Source organism: Blautia sp. ZXY-1-C6, from assembly GCF_056339875.1.
In genome coordinates this window covers 58,921-76,144 of sequence record NZ_JBWJVQ010000170.1, presented here as the reverse complement: position 1 = coordinate 76,144, position 17,224 = coordinate 58,921, and the positions used below count along the sequence as shown (strand labels likewise).

13 protein-coding genes are annotated in these 17,224 nt (G+C 41.6%); 2 read left to right on the top strand and 11 right to left on the bottom strand.

The features are described 5' to 3' along the window. A partial coding sequence (locus AC075J_RS08650) for a phosphoribosyltransferase family protein (RefSeq protein ID WP_476390242.1) occupies nt 1-423 on the top strand: 423 nt, incomplete at its 5' end. Between the two features lie 163 nt (nt 424-586). Here the strand turns inward: AC075J_RS08650 and AC075J_RS08645 are convergent. The 9 genes from AC075J_RS08645 to AC075J_RS08605 form a co-directional block, all read right to left on the bottom strand. Then, on the bottom strand, nt 587-1,957 hold the full coding sequence (locus AC075J_RS08645) for an ATP-binding protein (RefSeq protein ID WP_055199830.1): 1,371 nt from the start codon (nt 1,955-1,957) through the stop codon (nt 587-589). After that, complete coding sequence (locus tag AC075J_RS08640) at nt 1,923-2,975, bottom strand: metallophosphoesterase family protein (protein WP_022380048.1); 1,053 nt, start codon at nt 2,973-2,975, stop codon at nt 1,923-1,925. Before AC075J_RS08640 ends, AC075J_RS08645 begins: the two co-directional genes overlap by 35 nt. 84 nt (nt 2,976-3,059) lie before the next feature. Further along, nucleotides 3,060-4,451 carry an asparagine--tRNA ligase gene (asnS, locus tag AC075J_RS08635; protein ID WP_008706954.1) on the bottom strand — a complete coding sequence of 464 codons (1,392 nt, stop codon included), beginning with the start codon at nt 4,449-4,451 and terminating at the stop codon, nt 3,060-3,062. A gap of 185 nt (nt 4,452-4,636) precedes the next feature. Beyond that, nucleotides 4,637-7,042 carry an InlB B-repeat-containing protein gene (locus AC075J_RS08630; protein ID WP_055199831.1) on the bottom strand — a complete coding sequence of 802 codons (2,406 nt, stop codon included), beginning with the start codon at nt 7,040-7,042 and terminating at the stop codon, nt 4,637-4,639. 193 nt (nt 7,043-7,235) lie between these two features. Further along, nucleotides 7,236-8,726 carry a UDP-glucose--hexose-1-phosphate uridylyltransferase gene (galT, locus tag AC075J_RS08625; RefSeq protein ID WP_008706957.1) on the bottom strand — a complete coding sequence of 497 codons (1,491 nt, stop codon included), beginning with the start codon at nt 8,724-8,726 and terminating at the stop codon, nt 7,236-7,238. A 213-nt stretch (nt 8,727-8,939) separates the two neighbouring features. Further along, nucleotides 8,940-11,393 carry a hypothetical protein gene (locus AC075J_RS08620; protein ID WP_055199832.1) on the bottom strand — a complete coding sequence of 818 codons (2,454 nt, stop codon included), beginning with the start codon at nt 11,391-11,393 and terminating at the stop codon, nt 8,940-8,942. Further along, on the bottom strand, nt 11,390-12,553 hold the full coding sequence (locus tag AC075J_RS08615) for a class I SAM-dependent methyltransferase (RefSeq protein WP_008706963.1): 1,164 nt from the start codon (nt 12,551-12,553) through the stop codon (nt 11,390-11,392). Before AC075J_RS08615 ends, AC075J_RS08620 begins: the two co-directional genes overlap by 4 nt. A gap of 87 nt (nt 12,554-12,640) precedes the next feature. Then, nucleotides 12,641-13,009 (bottom strand): hypothetical protein, encoded by a 369-nt coding sequence (locus tag AC075J_RS08610; protein WP_022379846.1) that lies wholly within the window; start codon nt 13,007-13,009, stop codon nt 12,641-12,643. A gap of 109 nt (nt 13,010-13,118) precedes the next feature. Then, on the bottom strand, nt 13,119-13,817 hold the full coding sequence (locus AC075J_RS08605; RefSeq protein WP_008706966.1) for a 5'-methylthioadenosine/adenosylhomocysteine nucleosidase: 699 nt from the start codon (nt 13,815-13,817) through the stop codon (nt 13,119-13,121). Between the two features lie 368 nt (nt 13,818-14,185). Here AC075J_RS08605 and AC075J_RS08600 point away from each other — a divergent pair, with 368 nt between their 5' ends. Next, nucleotides 14,186-14,431: a TIGR03905 family TSCPD domain-containing protein gene (locus AC075J_RS08600; protein ID WP_008706968.1), complete on the top strand. Its 246-nt coding sequence runs from the start codon at nt 14,186-14,188 to the stop codon at nt 14,429-14,431. 149 nt (nt 14,432-14,580) lie between these two features. Here the strand turns inward: AC075J_RS08600 and AC075J_RS08595 are convergent, their stop codons facing one another. After that, nucleotides 14,581-16,197, bottom strand: a complete 1,617-nt coding sequence (locus AC075J_RS08595) for an MBL fold metallo-hydrolase RNA specificity domain-containing protein (protein ID WP_055199833.1) — start codon at nt 16,195-16,197, stop codon at nt 14,581-14,583. A 570-nt stretch (nt 16,198-16,767) separates the two neighbouring features. After that, nucleotides 16,768-17,208 carry a hypothetical protein gene (locus AC075J_RS08590; protein ID WP_055199834.1) on the bottom strand — a complete coding sequence of 147 codons (441 nt, stop codon included), beginning with the start codon at nt 17,206-17,208 and terminating at the stop codon, nt 16,768-16,770. Between the last annotated feature and the right edge of the window lie 16 nt (nt 17,209-17,224).

Here is a 17,224-nt window from a genome sequence, read left to right as displayed (position 1 = left end):
GGACGTCACCCAATCGCAGCTTACGAATTCCTCGGTCCAAACCTTAAGGGCAAAGATATGATCCTGATCGATGATATGATTTCTTCCGGTGATACAGTTCTTAAGATTTCTTCTCTCCTCAAGGAAAGAGGAGCAGGCAGAATTTATATCTGCTCTACTTTCGGACTGTTTACAAACGGACTCGAGAAATTTGATGAGGCTCATAAGGCAGGAGTGTTTGACAAACTGCTCACTACAAACCTGATCTATCAGTCTCCTGAGCTTCTTGCAAAAGATTACTACATCTCCTGTGATATGAGTAAATATATCGCCCTGATCATTGATACTCTTAATCATGATCAGTCCGTAAGCTATCTGCTCAACCCGGTTGACAGGATCAACCGCTGCGTAAGCAATTATATGGCTCAGTATGATGAGAAATAAATAACTTCTGTAAAATTTATAAAAAGAGATTTCATGTTCTGTTCCGGCTGTTTCATCCGAAATTCCTGCAGTACATGAAATCTCTCTTTTTGTTATATATAATGCAATCCACTCTTCTATGCGGCCCTACACTGAATAACTGCTTCGCAGTCTGGTTAAAAATTCAGGAAATAATTTGCCTCCCATAAGGGATTCCCTCTCTGTCCAGAAGTTCCATCTCGCGTTTACTGCAGGTACTGATGATAACCTGCTTTTTCTCCTTATACATCCATCCAAGAACTGCCTCAAGATCTTCTTCCTCATACATCCCAAAGATATCATCCAGTATCACCGGCAGACTTTCTTCCTGACACAGAAGCTCTCCTGCAGCCATGCGCATGGCAAAATAAATCAGCTCCAGAGTGCCGCGGCTGAGACATTCCAGTGCTTCCACTCCGTTCCCGGTAGTTACTGTCATGTGGGATGCCGCATCCATCTGTACGTCCTGATATTCACCATCTGTAATCTCACTCAAAATCTGAGAAGTACGCATCTGCAGCTTTCGTCCCACCTGAAGATGAATATTTCCTGACATTCTCTCTATGGTTTCCATCGCCATATTCAGAGCCTGTACCTCCCGCTCTTCCGATGTAAGCAGAAAAGAATTTTCTTCGTATTCCCGGTATTCTTCCTTAAGGTTACAAAGTTCTGTTTCTTTCTCATCATAGTCCTGTCTGAGATTTTCTTTACTGCATCTGAGTTTCTCCTGCCTGGATACCCAGCGTTTCTTCATCCGTATTCTCTTCTGAAATTCCCTTGCATACTTCAGCTGCTGTTTTCCACAAAATCCCACCAACGCAGCTGCAATAACCGCTACGATCAGACTTACCGAAACACTGTCCGCTATAATCGCAGTCAGAATCAATCCAAAGATGCCGGCAGTGGCCGATATCAGCATTCCCATTGCAAAGCTGTTTCTTTTTGCCTTTGCCTGTGCCATTCTCTCATCCAGAATAACCGCACCATTTTCATCTCCGGGATGCATCCGTAACGACTCCTCTTTCTCATTAATCTGATCCAGCTTTCCATTCAGATCATTCAGATCACTTATGATATCATCCATCCTGGTCAGAAGTTTCTGCCTCTCCTGTTCTGTCTCTTTCTGTTTTCTGTCTGCCTGGACCAGATAACCCTTTCTGGACATCTTGAGCATCTGCATGGCCCGTCCCAGATTCATGGAGCTGTCTGCAGTTCCCTGATAGCCGGTCATAAATTTTTGCAGCTCCCGAGCCAGATCCTGTTCTGTCGGACTCTTTAACTTCGCAGCAAAAACTGCATTATCGTAGATTGCTTCACTGATATCTCCGAGAAACATATTTTTAATATACGTATGTACTATCGCTCTTTCGCTTTCATTCTCTCCATACAGAACGTTAATTCCCGGAGAAAACTCTAAAGTTTTATCATGGATTTCTCCAGAGTTTTTAATATTTAACTGTCTGATAATCATATTCTGTCTGTCACCTGCTTGTTTCCAGTAAAGCCTGAAGACCATAATATAATGCCTTCTCCTCCACTGCATTTCTGTCTTTTTCAAGAAAATAACTGATATAGTCACCGATCAGTGTTCCACTATATTTTTTTTGAAGTGCTTCCAGATCATAGGAAGGCTTTGATTCATCCAGAACCTCTGTTACGTAGCCAAAAGACTTCAGTCTCTCGGGAAGCAGCAGAAGCTCCGGTGCCCTGGTTCCCTGGATCACGATCCTGTAGATATTCATGCGTCCTTTATTCGCCAGATCCGCCTTCAGCATATCTTCCAGAGATGCCTGTGTAGAATCTTCACGCAGCATTAGAAGAATCTGCTCATAGGAACGGCAGGCAAAAGGAACAAAATTTGTCTTAAGCCTTCCATTTTCCAGATGTCCTTCTATGTATCCATGATCACCCAGATCATTTCTGTCAACAGGCTCCAACGCACCTGCATAAGCTGCATTATCCCGGATCAGAATCTGGGGTTTATGAATATGTCCTAATGCAATATAATCAAATCCTGACGCAGCAATTGATTTGATATTCATGGGGATATGCTTCGCATCTCCACCATGAGCCAGTAAAATGTGAACCCCCTCTCCCTCTGCAGGATGTATGGAATCATACAGAGGATTCTCTATTTCCTGATGTTCATAGCTCAGTCCATATACATAAACATCCAGTTTCTCATCTTTCACACAGGTAAGCTGTTCATTCTTAAAAAATGTCACATTCTTTTCCCACTGAAAATCCCGGTAAAAAGAATCAGCCTTAATATAGTCATGATTTCCTGCCATCAGATAAACCCGGGTATCCGGGATGGTGGAAAACAGGTTATTTACTTCTTTCAGTTCCCGTAGAAGAGGCTGGCGGTGGAACAAATCTCCTGCTATAAATAACAAATCCACCGGATTCTCGCGGATACCCGCAATAACCCGGCGGAAAGTTTCCCAGATTTCTTCCTCCCGCCTGCTGCTCCATGGACAGCCCCTGTCAGGAACTGCACCAAGGTGTACATCTGCAAGATGAATAAATCTCATGCCAATCTCTCTTTCTATAACATTTTTGATATCTGCGGATTGCTCTGCAGCTTCAATGCTCCCACAATACTGATATCAGTCAAATTATAAATCACAGTTTTTAACAGTTCTTGGGAATGGAATTACGTCGCGGATGTTGCCCATGCCGGTAAGGTACATTACGCAACGTTCAAATCCAAGACCAAATCCTGAATGGCGTGTGGAACCATATTTACGAAGATCAAGATAGAAGTCATAATCCTCTTTCTTAAGTCCCAGCTCGTCCATACGTTTCTCAAGTTTCTCAATGTCATCCTCTCTCTGGCTTCCACCGATGATCTCACCGATTCCAGGCACCAGACAGTCCATAGCTGCAACAGTCTTGTTATCCTCATTCATCTTCATGTAGAAAGCTTTGATCTCCTTCGGATAATCTGTTACAAATACAGGTTTCTTAAAGATTTCTTCTGTAAGATAACGTTCATGCTCTGTCTGCAGATCGCATCCCCAGAATACTTTGTAGTCAAATTTATCGTTGTTCTTCTCCAGAAGCTCTACTGCTTCTGTGTAAGTAACATGACCAAACTCAGAATTGATCACATGGTTCAGTCTGTCCAGAAGTCCCTTATCAACAAAAGAATTGAAGAAATTCATCTCTTCCGGTGCATTCTCCAGTACATAACGGATCACATATTTCAGCATTGCCTCTGCAAGATCCATGTTGTCATTTAAATCTGCAAATGCGCATTCCGGCTCGATCATCCAGAACTCTGCCGCATGGCGGGTTGTGTTGGAATTCTCAGCGCGGAAGGTTGGTCCGAAAGTATAAACATTGCGGAATGCCTGTGCAAAAGTCTCGCAGTTTAACTGTCCGCTTACTGTCAGATTAGTTTCTTTTCCGAAGAAATCCTGAGAGTAATCTACAGCACCCTTGTCATCTGTCGGAACGTTGTTCATATCCAGAGTAGTTACCTGGAACATCTCACCTGCACCTTCACAGTCGCTTCCTGTGATCAGCGGAGTATGCACATAAACAAATCCCTGCTCCTGGAAGAAACGGTGAATCGCATAGGCACACAGAGAACGTACACGAAATACTGCCTGGAATGTGTTTGTTCTCGGACGGAGATGTGTGATGGTTCTTAAGTATTCAAGACTGTGGCGTTTCTTCTGAAGCGGATAATCAGGTGCAGAATTACCCTCTACTGTAACTTCTGCTGCCTGGATCTCAAATGGCTGTTTTGCCTGTGGAGTTGCTACCAGTGTACCTTTGACAATGATCGCTGCACCTACGTTTAATTTGCTGATCTCAGCAAAATTCTCCATTGTATCGTGATAAACTACCTGAAGAGTCTCAAAGAAGCTTCCGTCGTGAAGCACGATAAATCCAAATGTCTTGGAGTCACGTACGCTTCGTACCCATCCACCTACTGTAACCTCTTTATCCAGGTATTTTTCTCTCTCTTTGTAAATCTCTTTTACTGTTGTTAACTTCATATCTATGTTTCCTCTTTCTCCTCATCGTTCTGGTCTTACACAAAAAGACGAAACGCTGTTTCAGATAACAGCCGTCTCGCCTTTTAGTATAGACTATTCCCTGTTTTCACGCAAGGAGTAATCTGGTATTTAACTATGTTTTTTCTTTTGTCAGGTGTAGCAAAATCATGCTCTCTGCCATTTGGTCAGGCAGGCACTCTCAATGAATCCATACATTTTGCAAAAATACGCTTATATGTCCTTGTAGTATAGTGAAGCCCGTCATCTACCGTACCGGTTCCGTAATGATCACTGGCAAAGCTGTATCCTGTTGATTTCAGATAAGAATACATATCAATATAAGTATAAGCAGAAGACAGATTTGCTTTCATATACTGATTGAATGATCTGACTGCCGCCTCACTTCTGTCCGCTCTTCCCGCATTGGGAAGCATCAGACGATTCACCGGATTTACAGACATGAAGTACAGTTCACATCCTTTGCTTTTAAGCTGTGGTGCAATCCAGTTATAATACTCCGCATAATCTGCAGATTTTGACAAGTCGTTTACTCCAAAATTAAAGATCACTGCGGTTTTCTTTGAAAGAATACTGTTGGAATCGTGCTGTACTATGGAATAAAGCTGAGCCCATCCTGTAGTGGTAAACCAGTCCAGTCCCTTTCCTGCCGAGCAGACAAACTTCACATTTTTAGTCGCAGATTCTCCCATTCCTGTCAGAACATTTTCCATAAATTCCGTACGGGAATCACCTACAAAAATCACCTGTTTATATTTATAGATATCTACCTGCGGAAGCTGATCCTCTGTAAGGTCTGTTTCCGTTGTTCTGTTAAATACCACTGCATAGAGATCCACATTTCCATTTACCGTGATTTTTTCTTCTGCCTCATACTGCGGAGAAACACTCTGCATCGGTTTTGTGGACCACCCCATAAAAGTATAACCTTCTGCATCCCTTACGCCCGGAAGAGAATAAGAACTTCCTTTTGCCAGAGTCGTTTTCTGCCAGGTGCTGCCGTCACATCTGTGAAAAGTCAGCTGTACTGCCTTCTTCTGTACCGCATAAAGAGTGATATTTTTGTTGACTGTACATTTCGCCTTTGCTGTTGCTTTCTCAGAATTTTTCTTACTTGACCATCCCTGGTTAACATAACCGGTTCTTGCCGGTACTTTTGCAAAGGTAACAACCGTTCCCTCTTCTACTGTCTGAGTAAGTTTTTGATAAGCCGCATTAGTGCTTCCATTTCCCAGATAGTAGCTGACCGTATAATAATTACTCTTTCTGCGCACTGCATAGAACCGAGTTGCCTTTGTAATCTTTACTGTATCACCGGCTGAATATTCCGGTTCTGTTTCTCCCTTTTCAGTTGTCCAGCCCAGATTTGTATAGCCCTTTACTTTCGGCACATCAGGCAGTGTCACTTTCTGATTTTTTGACGCATACATGGTGAGCGAAGTATAAATTTTGCTGGTACTTGTTCCATTATTGTTATTGAAAGTAACTGTGTAAGGCAATTTCTTATATACAGCATAGAGAGTCAGTGTTTTTGATACAGTCACATTCTGGCCTGCTTTATAGTCAGCTTTGGAGGCTTTTTTATTCTTTGACCATCCCAGAGACTGATATCCTGTCTTGACAGGTACCTGCGGCATTGTAACTGTAAGTCCTTTTCCGACTTTCTGACTCAGTCTGGTAAATTTACTGTTGCTTGCCCCTGTATTGGTCTTAAAATTCACCTGAAGTGCTGTACGGCGCACAATGTAAAAATCTGTGTCACCGGTCACTGTAAATTCTGAATTCAGTTCATATTTTACAGCAGAACTTCCCTTTGTATCTGTCCATCCATAATTAATGTATTTAGATGATGGCATATCCGGAAGTATGACGTTTTTTGTCTCATATGCCTGCAGAATTCCATTGGAAAACACACTGGTTCCTGAATTATTATAAAGGGAAACCGTACATTTCTTTGGCATATAGAAGTTCAGGATGCCTTTTTCGAGAAACAGATTCCAGCTCTCGCCTTTCTTCAGAGTAAGAATATCTCCACCCTTCAGAGTGATCGCATCTCCAAGTTTTTCATTTTTTTCCAGTTTCCACATATCCGGTGCACCTGTATCCGGTACATTGGGAAGGATCAAAGATTCACCCCAGGACATCACTGTTCGCAGCTGTTCACATTCATTTCCTTCTCCGTCTATAAACCGGAGCATTACCTCTTTCTCCGGATTAATCGTCGGCGTGGGAGATGGTGATGGTGTGACTGAAGGAGTCGGTGTTGAAGACGGCATCGGTGTGACCGAAGGAGTCGGTGTTTCTGTCAGTGCAGGTGTACCCTCCGGTGTCGAAGTCACTGTTGGTGTTGGTGACAGTTCCGATGCCATTACTTTCTCCGAATCAGAAGCTGCCGGCAAAGTATTTTCTGTATCAGTTATGCACGAATCTTCTTCCCCTGAACTGAAAATCTCTTCAAAACTGTCCGGAGTGCCGAACTCTGCTGCCTGTACGGGAACTGTTGCAGTGATCAGTGCCACAGTCAGAAACACACTTGCCAGACGCTTTCCTCTTTTGTGTCTTTTTCTGTACATATTTACCTCCATTTTGCAAAAACGTCCCAACATAAAATATGCGGGACGTTCTCTATGCATTCCCAATCATTCAAAAACATCTTCAGACTGCCCGGCTTTTGATCAGAACCGCCACAACCTGCTCATATGTAAATAATACCAGATTTGTCATCCTGCTATGTAAACACTGTTTTCTTATGGTTGAAAATATTCCTTATAATTTATTGATAAACCTCATAAATGCTTCTCTGCCTTCAGCAGTACATTTATATACGCCGGCATCCTCAAGTACATGAACGAATACATTACCGACTTCTTTTCTGAGAACATCCTGAATGTTGTCTTTATCAAGATTGTCATATTTCGGAAGGAATTCTGCAACCCACGCTGCATGTTTCTCAATCTTCTCATTGGAAGAAATGTCTTTTCCCTCCAGAATATATTCTGCCAGAAGTTCCAGTTCTTCTTTTAATCTTGCCGGAAGTACGGCAAGTCCCATTACTTCGATCAGACCAATATTCTCTTTCTTGATATGGTGATACTCTGCATGCGGATGGTATACACCAAGAGGATGCTCATCAGTAGTAATGTTATTTCTAAGTGTGAGATCCAGTTCAAACATATCTCCGGATCTGCGGGCGATCGGTGTGATCGTATTGTGCGGTTCTCCATCAGTTTCAGCAAAGATAAACGCACTTTCGTCTGTATAACCTCTCCACGCTTCCAGAACATGTGTAGCAAGCTCTATCAGTCTCTTCTCATCCTTATGACGGATCCTTAAAACTGAAAGAGGCCATTTAACAATACCTGCTTCTACATCCTCATATCCCGGAATAGTCACATGTTTCTCGATCGGTGCTTTTGCCATTGCGAAAGTATAATGTCCGCCCTGGAAATGATCGTGACTTAAAATAGAACCGCCTACGATAGGCAGGTCTGCATTGGATCCCAGGAAGTAATGCGGGAAAAGTTTTACAAAATCAAAAAGTTTGATAAATGTATTCTTCTCAATCTTCATCGGAACATGCTGACTGTTAAAGACGATGCAATGCTCATTGTAATACACATATGGGGAATACTGAAATCCCCAGGGACTGTCATTTACAGTGATAGGAATGATTCTGTGATTCTCTCTGGCAGGATGATTAACTCTTCCTGCATATCCTTCGTTCTCCGGGCAAAGAAGACATTTCGGATAACTGCTGGATTTTACAAGCTTGGCAGCAGCGATTGCCTTCGGATCTTTTTCCGGTTTGGAAAGATTGATGGTGATATCGATTTTACCATATTCACTGTCTACTGTCCATTTCTGATCTTTCTTTACACGATAACGACGAATATAATCGCTGTCCTGACTGAGTTTATAGAAGTAATCGGTTGCTTCCTGTGGATCTTTCTCATATCTGCTCCAGAACTCATTCTGTACCTGTGCCGGACGCGGCATCAGACAGTTCATAAGTCTGGTATCAAAAAGGTCTCTGTACACAACACTGTCTTCTATGAGATTTCTCTTCACAGCCTCATCCAGAAGTGCATTTAATACCTCTTCAAGATCGATATCCCTGTACTCTTCCTCAGGTTCCACATATTCGTCTTCTTTAAAGACATCCAGAAGAAGATTTATTGTATAATTCTTCTCGCAGGCCGGTGTAAGTCCTGTTTCTACTCCGTACTGTACTAATTTTTTAATGTTCTCATATAACATCTGTACGTTCCTCCGTTTCGCTGTTACTGTTTCACTCTTACAGTAACGTGTTTAAACAATAAATTTCTCTGCCACTGTTTGTCCTTTTTAGAATACTCAAATATCAGCGAAATGTAAAGAAGCATTTTTACAATTTTTTGGATGAATAACCGGCAGGTTGCTGTCGCGTTACTGTTCGCTCCGTTCTCAGCTGCCTGCCGGTTATGTTTTTCATCAGTAATTTACTGTTTCTATATAGGTGATAAACACATTTCCGGCTTTCTGGAAAAGATCCGTACTGTCATTCATTCCATACGGATAGGTCTCTTTTTTAACCGGATCATACAGCCAAGTATTATATTCATCATATCCTACGATCACTACGCTTGTATCTGCTCCCGTTTTGGCAATTACCGGACGCTGTGCACTTATCTCGTACAGCACACTGTCCAGACTGCAGCCGGAAAGATCGATCACAGTTCCGGTCTTTTTGAGGCTCTTTTTCAGGGTTTTAATATCATAGGTTCCCTGAAGCACACTCTCCGGAATCCCTTCTGTATCTATCTGCATTTTTGTCTTTTTATTTCCACGTTCCCATACATACTGCTGTGTACGGTTCAGCACTACACCTCCCAGCGTATCTGCACGCAATACAGCCTTCGCCGGATCTGTATAGATACCGTCCAGTCCGCCCTGTCCGTAAACATAATATGCTGTTTCCTGAGGAATCTGAGTGTCCAGAACAATGTCTTTCCGATCGGAACTGCTTACCTTTGCATACATAGTCAGCGGAGAATCTGTCTGTTTGGTTGTGTTAAATACCAGTTTCACACGAACACCTGTCCTGGATGCAGAAATAAGTTCGATTTTTACTGTATTTGCCGCTGCCTTTTTATTATTCATGATCGTATCTTTCTTCTGGGCAACATAAGAGGTTTCTCCGGATTTTGCAGAAAGTTCAAACTCGATCAGAGTATTTCCTACTGAAATATCAGTGATATAAAGTCCGTCTTTCCGGTATTCTTTTTTTACATTTCCTTCAAAATCTTCAATGCGCAGAATGCGGATCCCAACAGATTTATGTCCCTCCTCATCTGTAAGAATATCTTCTTTATTCAGCATTCCATAAATCAGATCTTCATTCATAAATCCAACTGTACGAAGTCTCTGGCCTTTCTGCGGTGCGATCAGTCGGGTTTTACAGGTATCAAAATCAATTTCCTTGATATTTCCCTTTTCATCCCCCTCTGAAACCAGCCAGGCTGCATGGTCATTATTATCGGAAGATACAAAATTCGCATTTTTTATTCCTTTTTCAAGAATTTCACTGGAGTTCTCTTCGATATTGATCCTGTAAAGATTCTTCGCCAGAATCAGAAACAGCTCATTCTTTTCATTGACATAGGACAGTTTTTCAAGATCTTTTTTCAGAAATTCAAATGATTCCGAAACAGGGATAAAGGCTCTTTCTTCTGCCACGTTTTTATCACGATTGTAATGGTAAACTGCAATTCCTTCATATCCTTCATGGCTTCCTCTGTTCATATATCCATAAAGTACGAAATCAATATCTCCTTCATCAGTTACTCTGACAATCTTGATGTCATGCTGAGTTCTGGAATCACGGAAATCTCCGTCCTTCAATTTTCTGAAACTGAAAACCTGATTTACCTTTTCATTGCCCGGTGAATAGGACCACAGATCTCCCTCCTGCACAAAAGCTATCACAGTAGCAGCATCATTCATCATATATTCTACATTCTTATCGCGCACTCCAAGGATAATCCCATCATCCTCATAAACAGGCAGTGTACCATCAAAGACCTGATTTGCAGAACGCTGGAAATCCAGCAGATAAATCCTGGTATCCTGATATTTCATTCTGTAAAATTCTTTTACATCATATAATTCCGTTTCCTCATCCTCATTCTGCGAAGTCAGCTGATATTCCAGCACAACGCTGGCAGTTGTCTCATTGATCTCTTTGATCACAGGAATTCCCTCCTGACACAGCTGCGGAGCAAGATTCCCCCAACTGATCTCACTCAGGGAAGAATTAATATTAATTCCCGAGTAATTCGTTGCTGCTCCTGTTGTCTGTGGTTCCAGATAACTTCCCAGTGCATCTGCTGACTCTTTGTCAAGACACGCTTCATAAAAATATTTTACAAAAGCTGCATAATCTGATGCATGTACCTGTGACCTGGAAACAACTCTCGTATAATAATATGCTGTACCCTCATCCAGTTCCAGGGCGATCTGCATGGAATATTCCTGATTCATACGCAGATCACTGCCAATCTCCACGTCTACGGACAAATACTGATCTTCTTTTACAAGATTCTTAATCTTCTTATTTTCAAGGACTTTACTTCCATCAGATGTACGGATCTCATAAGAAAAACTCTTTACTTCCGAATCATAGGGATTCACTTTAAATGTCAGTTCTTTTGATGTATCCAGAGGAGTCACACTGTCTCTGGTAAAATCCGCCTGCATAGGCTGCGCATATCCATACATCCGGTTTATCAGCGTATCATTCATATCCACCATGACTTCCGGAAACACTGCGTCATTAAAATCAGAACGGTTATCTGTGGATTCACTGTTAAGAAGCAATGCAGTACCTGCTGTACCAAGCAGAAATACCAGAAGAAGAATACCTGCTTTTTTCAGTATCCTTTTCATCGCACACTCCCTTCCTGTTCTTTTTCATTCAGAAGCCTGTCCAGTGTAGGATGGATATTCAGGGCTGCAAGCATTTTCTCCACCTTACCCTGGTCTGATCTTTTCCCTGTTCTGACTGCTCTGATCAGGAGATTCTTAGGTGTATGTTCCATATCAATAAACTCCAGGATCTGGGTATCATAACCTTTGCTCTCCAGAAGATCTGCACGCACAGCATCTGTGATCAGCGCAGACATCCTTTCTTTCAGGATTCCATAGCGCAGAACCGGCTCCAGCATTTCATTTTTGATCTGTTTATTAACTTCATGCTGACAGCAGGGTACGGAAAGAATGACTTCAGCTCCCCATTCCACTGCCTTGGCAAGTGCATAATCGGTAGCTGTGTCACAGGCATGAAGCGTTACCACCATATCCACACAGGATACACCTTCATAATCTGCAATATCACCATGATAGAAATGCAGCTTCTCATATCCGTATCTGAGTGCCAGAGAATTACATTTCTCAATTACATCTGTTTTCAGGTCAAGACCTATGATATTTACATCATATCCTTTTAGTTCTCTTAAATAATAATACATGGCAAAGGTAAGATAACTCTTTCCACAGCCAAAATCCAGAATCGTTATTTCTCTGTCTCTGGAAAGTCTGGGAAGTATATCTTCAATAAATTCAAGGAAACGATTGATCTGTCTGAATTTGTCATATCTGGCATGGATAATCTTTCCCTGTTCATTCATAACTCCCAGATCGATCAAAAACGGAACCGGAACGCCTTCTTTAAGAATATATTGTTTCACCCGGTTATGTGCCTGGATCTGAACTTTTTCTTTCTGTTCATGGTGTTTCTGTTTAATAGTCATTTTCCCCTTTTTACTGACAAGAACAACCCCGTCTGTTACTGCACCCTGTGCCTGAAACTGTCTGAAATTCTCTGCAAGTTCTTTTTCCACATATTCAATCAGTTCCGTACGCCCGTAGTTTTTATGCAGAACTTTCTGTCCTTCTGTGGCAGATGCCTGATAACAGATCTGTCCTTTCAGCCGGATCGGACGAATCTTTATTTTTGATATGCCATCTTTATTTCTGCCGGCACTCAGAACAGCCTGTATCAGATTTTCATTTATCTGTTCTTCTAAATATTCTCTTAAATTTTTCATTGCTCTTTCTGTCTGTTAATGTTATATAATCTGTTGTAACTGTCCGGTGTACCAGCAAACCGATTTCCCGAACAATTACAATCTGTTTTAAAAGTATCTCCTGCAGCGATATCTGCGGCATCTTCTTCTGGATATTTCCTGACAAAGCATTACCTGTATCAGTTCATCCAGAAAATCCTCCCTGATAGCCTGAGTGCTTATTTCCGGTTCCATACTCTCCCTGATCTTGCAGCTTAAATGATAAATCATATATTTATCCGGATATTCATCATAAAGGCGGCTTCCCTCATAATCCATGAGATCACATTCCTCTTCTATTTTCTCCTGAATATGCTGTACAGTCCCCGGATAATAGGATTTCATCAGGTTAAATTCTTTATCCTGCATCCGTTCTCCTTCATACAGAAGAGGATTTGCATATGTGGTATAAAACGGAAAATATTCTTTCAGATACATCGTACGATCCTGCATTCTTTTCGATTGTCTATTTCAGTATATGCAAAGTTCTGCAGACTGTGCCGAAATACAGTTCACGTGCCGCTTTATTTCATCTGCTTCTTGCAGATTACAATTCCTGGATCATTCTTACAGTTAATTTGACACTGTGTTCAATTGCCGCCATCTCAAACTCAGCGTAATCCATGTGAGCACTTCCGTCTGCCTTATCAGAGATTGCTCTTACTACAAGGAATGGAATATGGTTCAGATAAGCAGCCTGACCGATAGCAGCACCTTCCATCTCTACTGCAAATCCGCCAAATTCTGAAATGATGGCATCTTTAACGCTCTTATCTGAGATAAACTGATCTCCGGAACAGATTCTTCCTTCAAATACACTGATCTCAGGATTTACTTCTTTACATACTTTTGCAGCCAGTTTACGAAGTTTTTCATCAGCAGGGAAGGAAAATTCATCCATCTGCGGAATCTGACCTTTCTTATATCCGAAGCCGATTGCATCCATATCATGATGCAAAACATCTGTGGAAAGAACAATATCCCCAATATTTACATCATTATTCAGACTTCCTGCAATTCCTGTATTGATCACCGCTTCCACACCAAATACATCTGCAAGGATCTGTGTGCACATACCTGCGTTTACTTTTCCGATTCCTGAGCGTACAACAACTACTTTCTTTCCTTCCAGAGTTCCCTCATAGAAATCCATACGGGCTCTGGATGTAATTGTGACATCCTGCATTTTTTCCTTGATTTTTGCAACTTCCTGTTCCATTGCTCCGATAATTCCGATACATTTCATTATTAAAACACCTCTTCTTTGTATATTGTAATTTTTCATTTTCATGGTATCAGGTTCAGATGTGTAAACAGTGACAAATGTTCCTGACATTTCTTTATTATAGCAAAACTTTATTTATATGGAAACTTTTTTTATCCTCTGTTATAATACAATTGCTATTTTATGTTACTGTTCACATATCACTATTCCGCGAGGTGTTTTGGCATGAATATGCCAAAATCCCGAGACATACAAGCCAAAATTCCATTGCCGCAGGCAATCTGGAATAAATTTTGGCTACGTTACTGAGAACGAAGTAAACAGTAACGTAGTGGTATATGAACAGCAGCATTTATAGTTACATTTTTTCACACAGGAGGAAACATATCATGACGTATAAAACAAAAGGTGTCTGCGCCAGCCATATTGAATTTGAAGTAGATGACAATAAGAAAGTCCACAATGTCCGTTTCATCGGCGGATGCAGCGGAAATACCCAGGGTGTAGCCAGTCTTGTAGAGGGAATGGATGCAGAGGAAGTGATCAGCAGATTAAAAGGAATCAAATGCGGATTTAAGAATACCTCATGTCCGGATCAGCTTTCCACTGCACTGGAGGAAGTTCTGAACAAATAAACAACTGTGGAAATACTGAACAGTTACGCAGGTGACCATATAAAATATCCCACGAAAACTATAGCAAGCCTCTTAAATAATGTAAATTGAATCAATATATTATTTACAAAGATTGCTATAGATAAAGTTTCGTGGGATATTTTTTTAATTTACATATCTGTCCTGTCCCATTTATCACACAGGGACTGAACATCTCTTGAAAATCTTTCCAGATCTTTATTCGGCGTTCCTTCATTTTTCCTGATAACCGTAATAAGCCTGTAACCAAGTGCCAGAAGTTTCTCGAAGGCTCTGGCTGCTCTTGTTGCCTTCGGTGATGCAGATGCTTTCTGGATTTTCACACCCTTTGCCTCATACAGACATACATCGTCTGCCAGATCATAAACCGTACCGCTGAACGGAGCCATTGTATCATACCCCAGTTCATCTGTCAGACGTTTTGCAAAAATCTCTGTAACTGTATCATCTCCATGAGTAACAAAGACTTTCTGCGGTTTCTCCTCAAATGCCTTCGCCCAGTCTAAAAGGCCATTCACATCCGCATGACCGCTGATTCCCGGCATCTGGCAGATATGCGCTGCCACATGAACAGGTTCACCAAACAGTTTCACATCTGCAGCCCCCTCGATCAGTGCTCTTCCAAGAGTACCGACCGCCTGATATCCTACAAAAAGAATCGTATTCTTCTCATTCCACAGATTATGTTTCAGATGGTGCTTGATACGGCCTGCATCACACATACCACTGGCTGAAATGATTACCTTGGGCTCCTCATCATAATTGATCGACTTCGAATCATCACTGGTGACGGAAACCTTCAATCCAGGGAAACTGATTGGATTAATTCCCTTTTGGATCAGTTCCATCGCTTCTTCATCAAAACAGTCATACTGATGCTCCGAGAAAATCGTGGTAGCTTCATTTGCAAGAGGACTGTCCACATATACTTTAAATCCGTCATGTCCATACACCAGTCCGTCTGCCTTGATCTGTCTGATAAAGTACAGCATTTCCTGCGTACGTCCCACTGCAAAAGAAGGAATCACAAGATTTCCTCCTCTGTCAAAGGTTTCCTGGATGATTTCTGACAACAGTTTCACATAATCAGGCTTTTCTCCATGACTGCGGTCACCGTAAGTGGATTCCATAACTATATAATCTGCATGGTGCAGATACTCAGGATCCTTGATCAAGGGCTGGCAGGTATTTCCAATATCTCCGGAGAATACAATCTTTTTCTCTGTATCCTCCTCCCTGATCGTCAGCTCAATACTTGCAGAGCCCAGCAAATGGCCTGCATCAATAAACCGGGCTGAGATTCCCTCTGCAGGAGTGATCATCTTATTGTACGGGCATCCCACAAAGTTTCTGATCACTCCCATGGCATCTTCCATTGTATAAGCCGGAACAAATTCCGGTTTGCCCTGTCGTCTGCCTTTACGGTTTCTCCATTCTGCTTCAAACATCTGAATGTGCGCACTGTCTCTGAGCATAATATCGCATAAATGGCTGGTGGCATCTGTGGCATATACCGGTCCCCTGAACCCCTTTGCATAAATAGCCGGAAGATTACCTGAGTGATCTATATGTGCATGTGTCAGAAGAACAAATTCTATCTCTCCCAAAGCCACTGGTATTTCTGCATTTTCATAATAATCCGGTCCCTGCTCCATTCCGCAGTCTACAAGAAACTTGTGACCTGCTGCCTCCAGATAATAACAGGATCCCGTAACCTCATGAGTTGCCCCGATAAATGTAATCTTCATATAAAAACCTCCCTTCAGATTTTGATGTACTCTCGGAATCTTTTTGTACTTGATTTTATGAGAAGATTTTTTGTCAGATGTGCCCGAATTTTTGAGGCGTACGCGGTGCGTACGTTGATAAAATTCGGGTGAATCTGGCGAAAAATCAGCCATAAAAGCAAGTGCAATAAAGACTCCGAGAGTACATTTTTGATATCCCCAATTGTTTTGCTGCATTTTGCCTGTTTAACCCGGCAGCTTTTTACTGCTTTTATGATCCTTCTATATTGTATTAATTATACACTACAATGAAACAAATTAACAATATCTTTTCTGAAAACAAAAAGCAGAAACAGTTTTTTTCGACTGTTCCTGCCTTTCTTTGCATCTGCCACGTAAGAATTTTAAAAATTTGCCGATATTTTAATGATTCTCTGTCGGTCAGTGCATAAATATATAACGTTTTGTTCCGAGCCTTTGATCCGCACACTTATCCGAAGAATAAAATGCCGGATTTCTGCTTCGCAAACTTTCATTACATATACTATGCGAATCAAATCGGCAAATATCACACAAAAAAATAAAATTTTTTTATTTTTTTTCAAAAACGGATGTCTTCTGATATGTCTGCGTATTTTTATCCGGATATCGATAGTCAGCTATAGCAGTCATTCCCACCAGCGCAGTCAACATAACTACTGCCACTGCGGCAGCTGCAGATTTCAGGATTCTGTGAGTCCTGTTCCCGTCATACTCAAGACTTTCAAGTTTTTCCTTTGCCGCCCCGGTGCTTCCTGTCTTTTCAGCCCTGGCTGCTTCATTGAAATCCCCTGTTTCTCTCAGTCGGGTGATCAGCCGATCATACCCCGCCCGGATCTTCTCCTCGGATTCTTCCGGAAATTCATCCCATGAGGTTTTGCCTGCTACGTTCAGCAATGCGGATTCAAGTATTTTGGTTTCCACATCATACTGCTCTTGAAGTATTTTGTCTATCTGCTGATTTTTTGTCTGTATATCTGTTTTGTTCTTCATAATATTTAACTTTCCT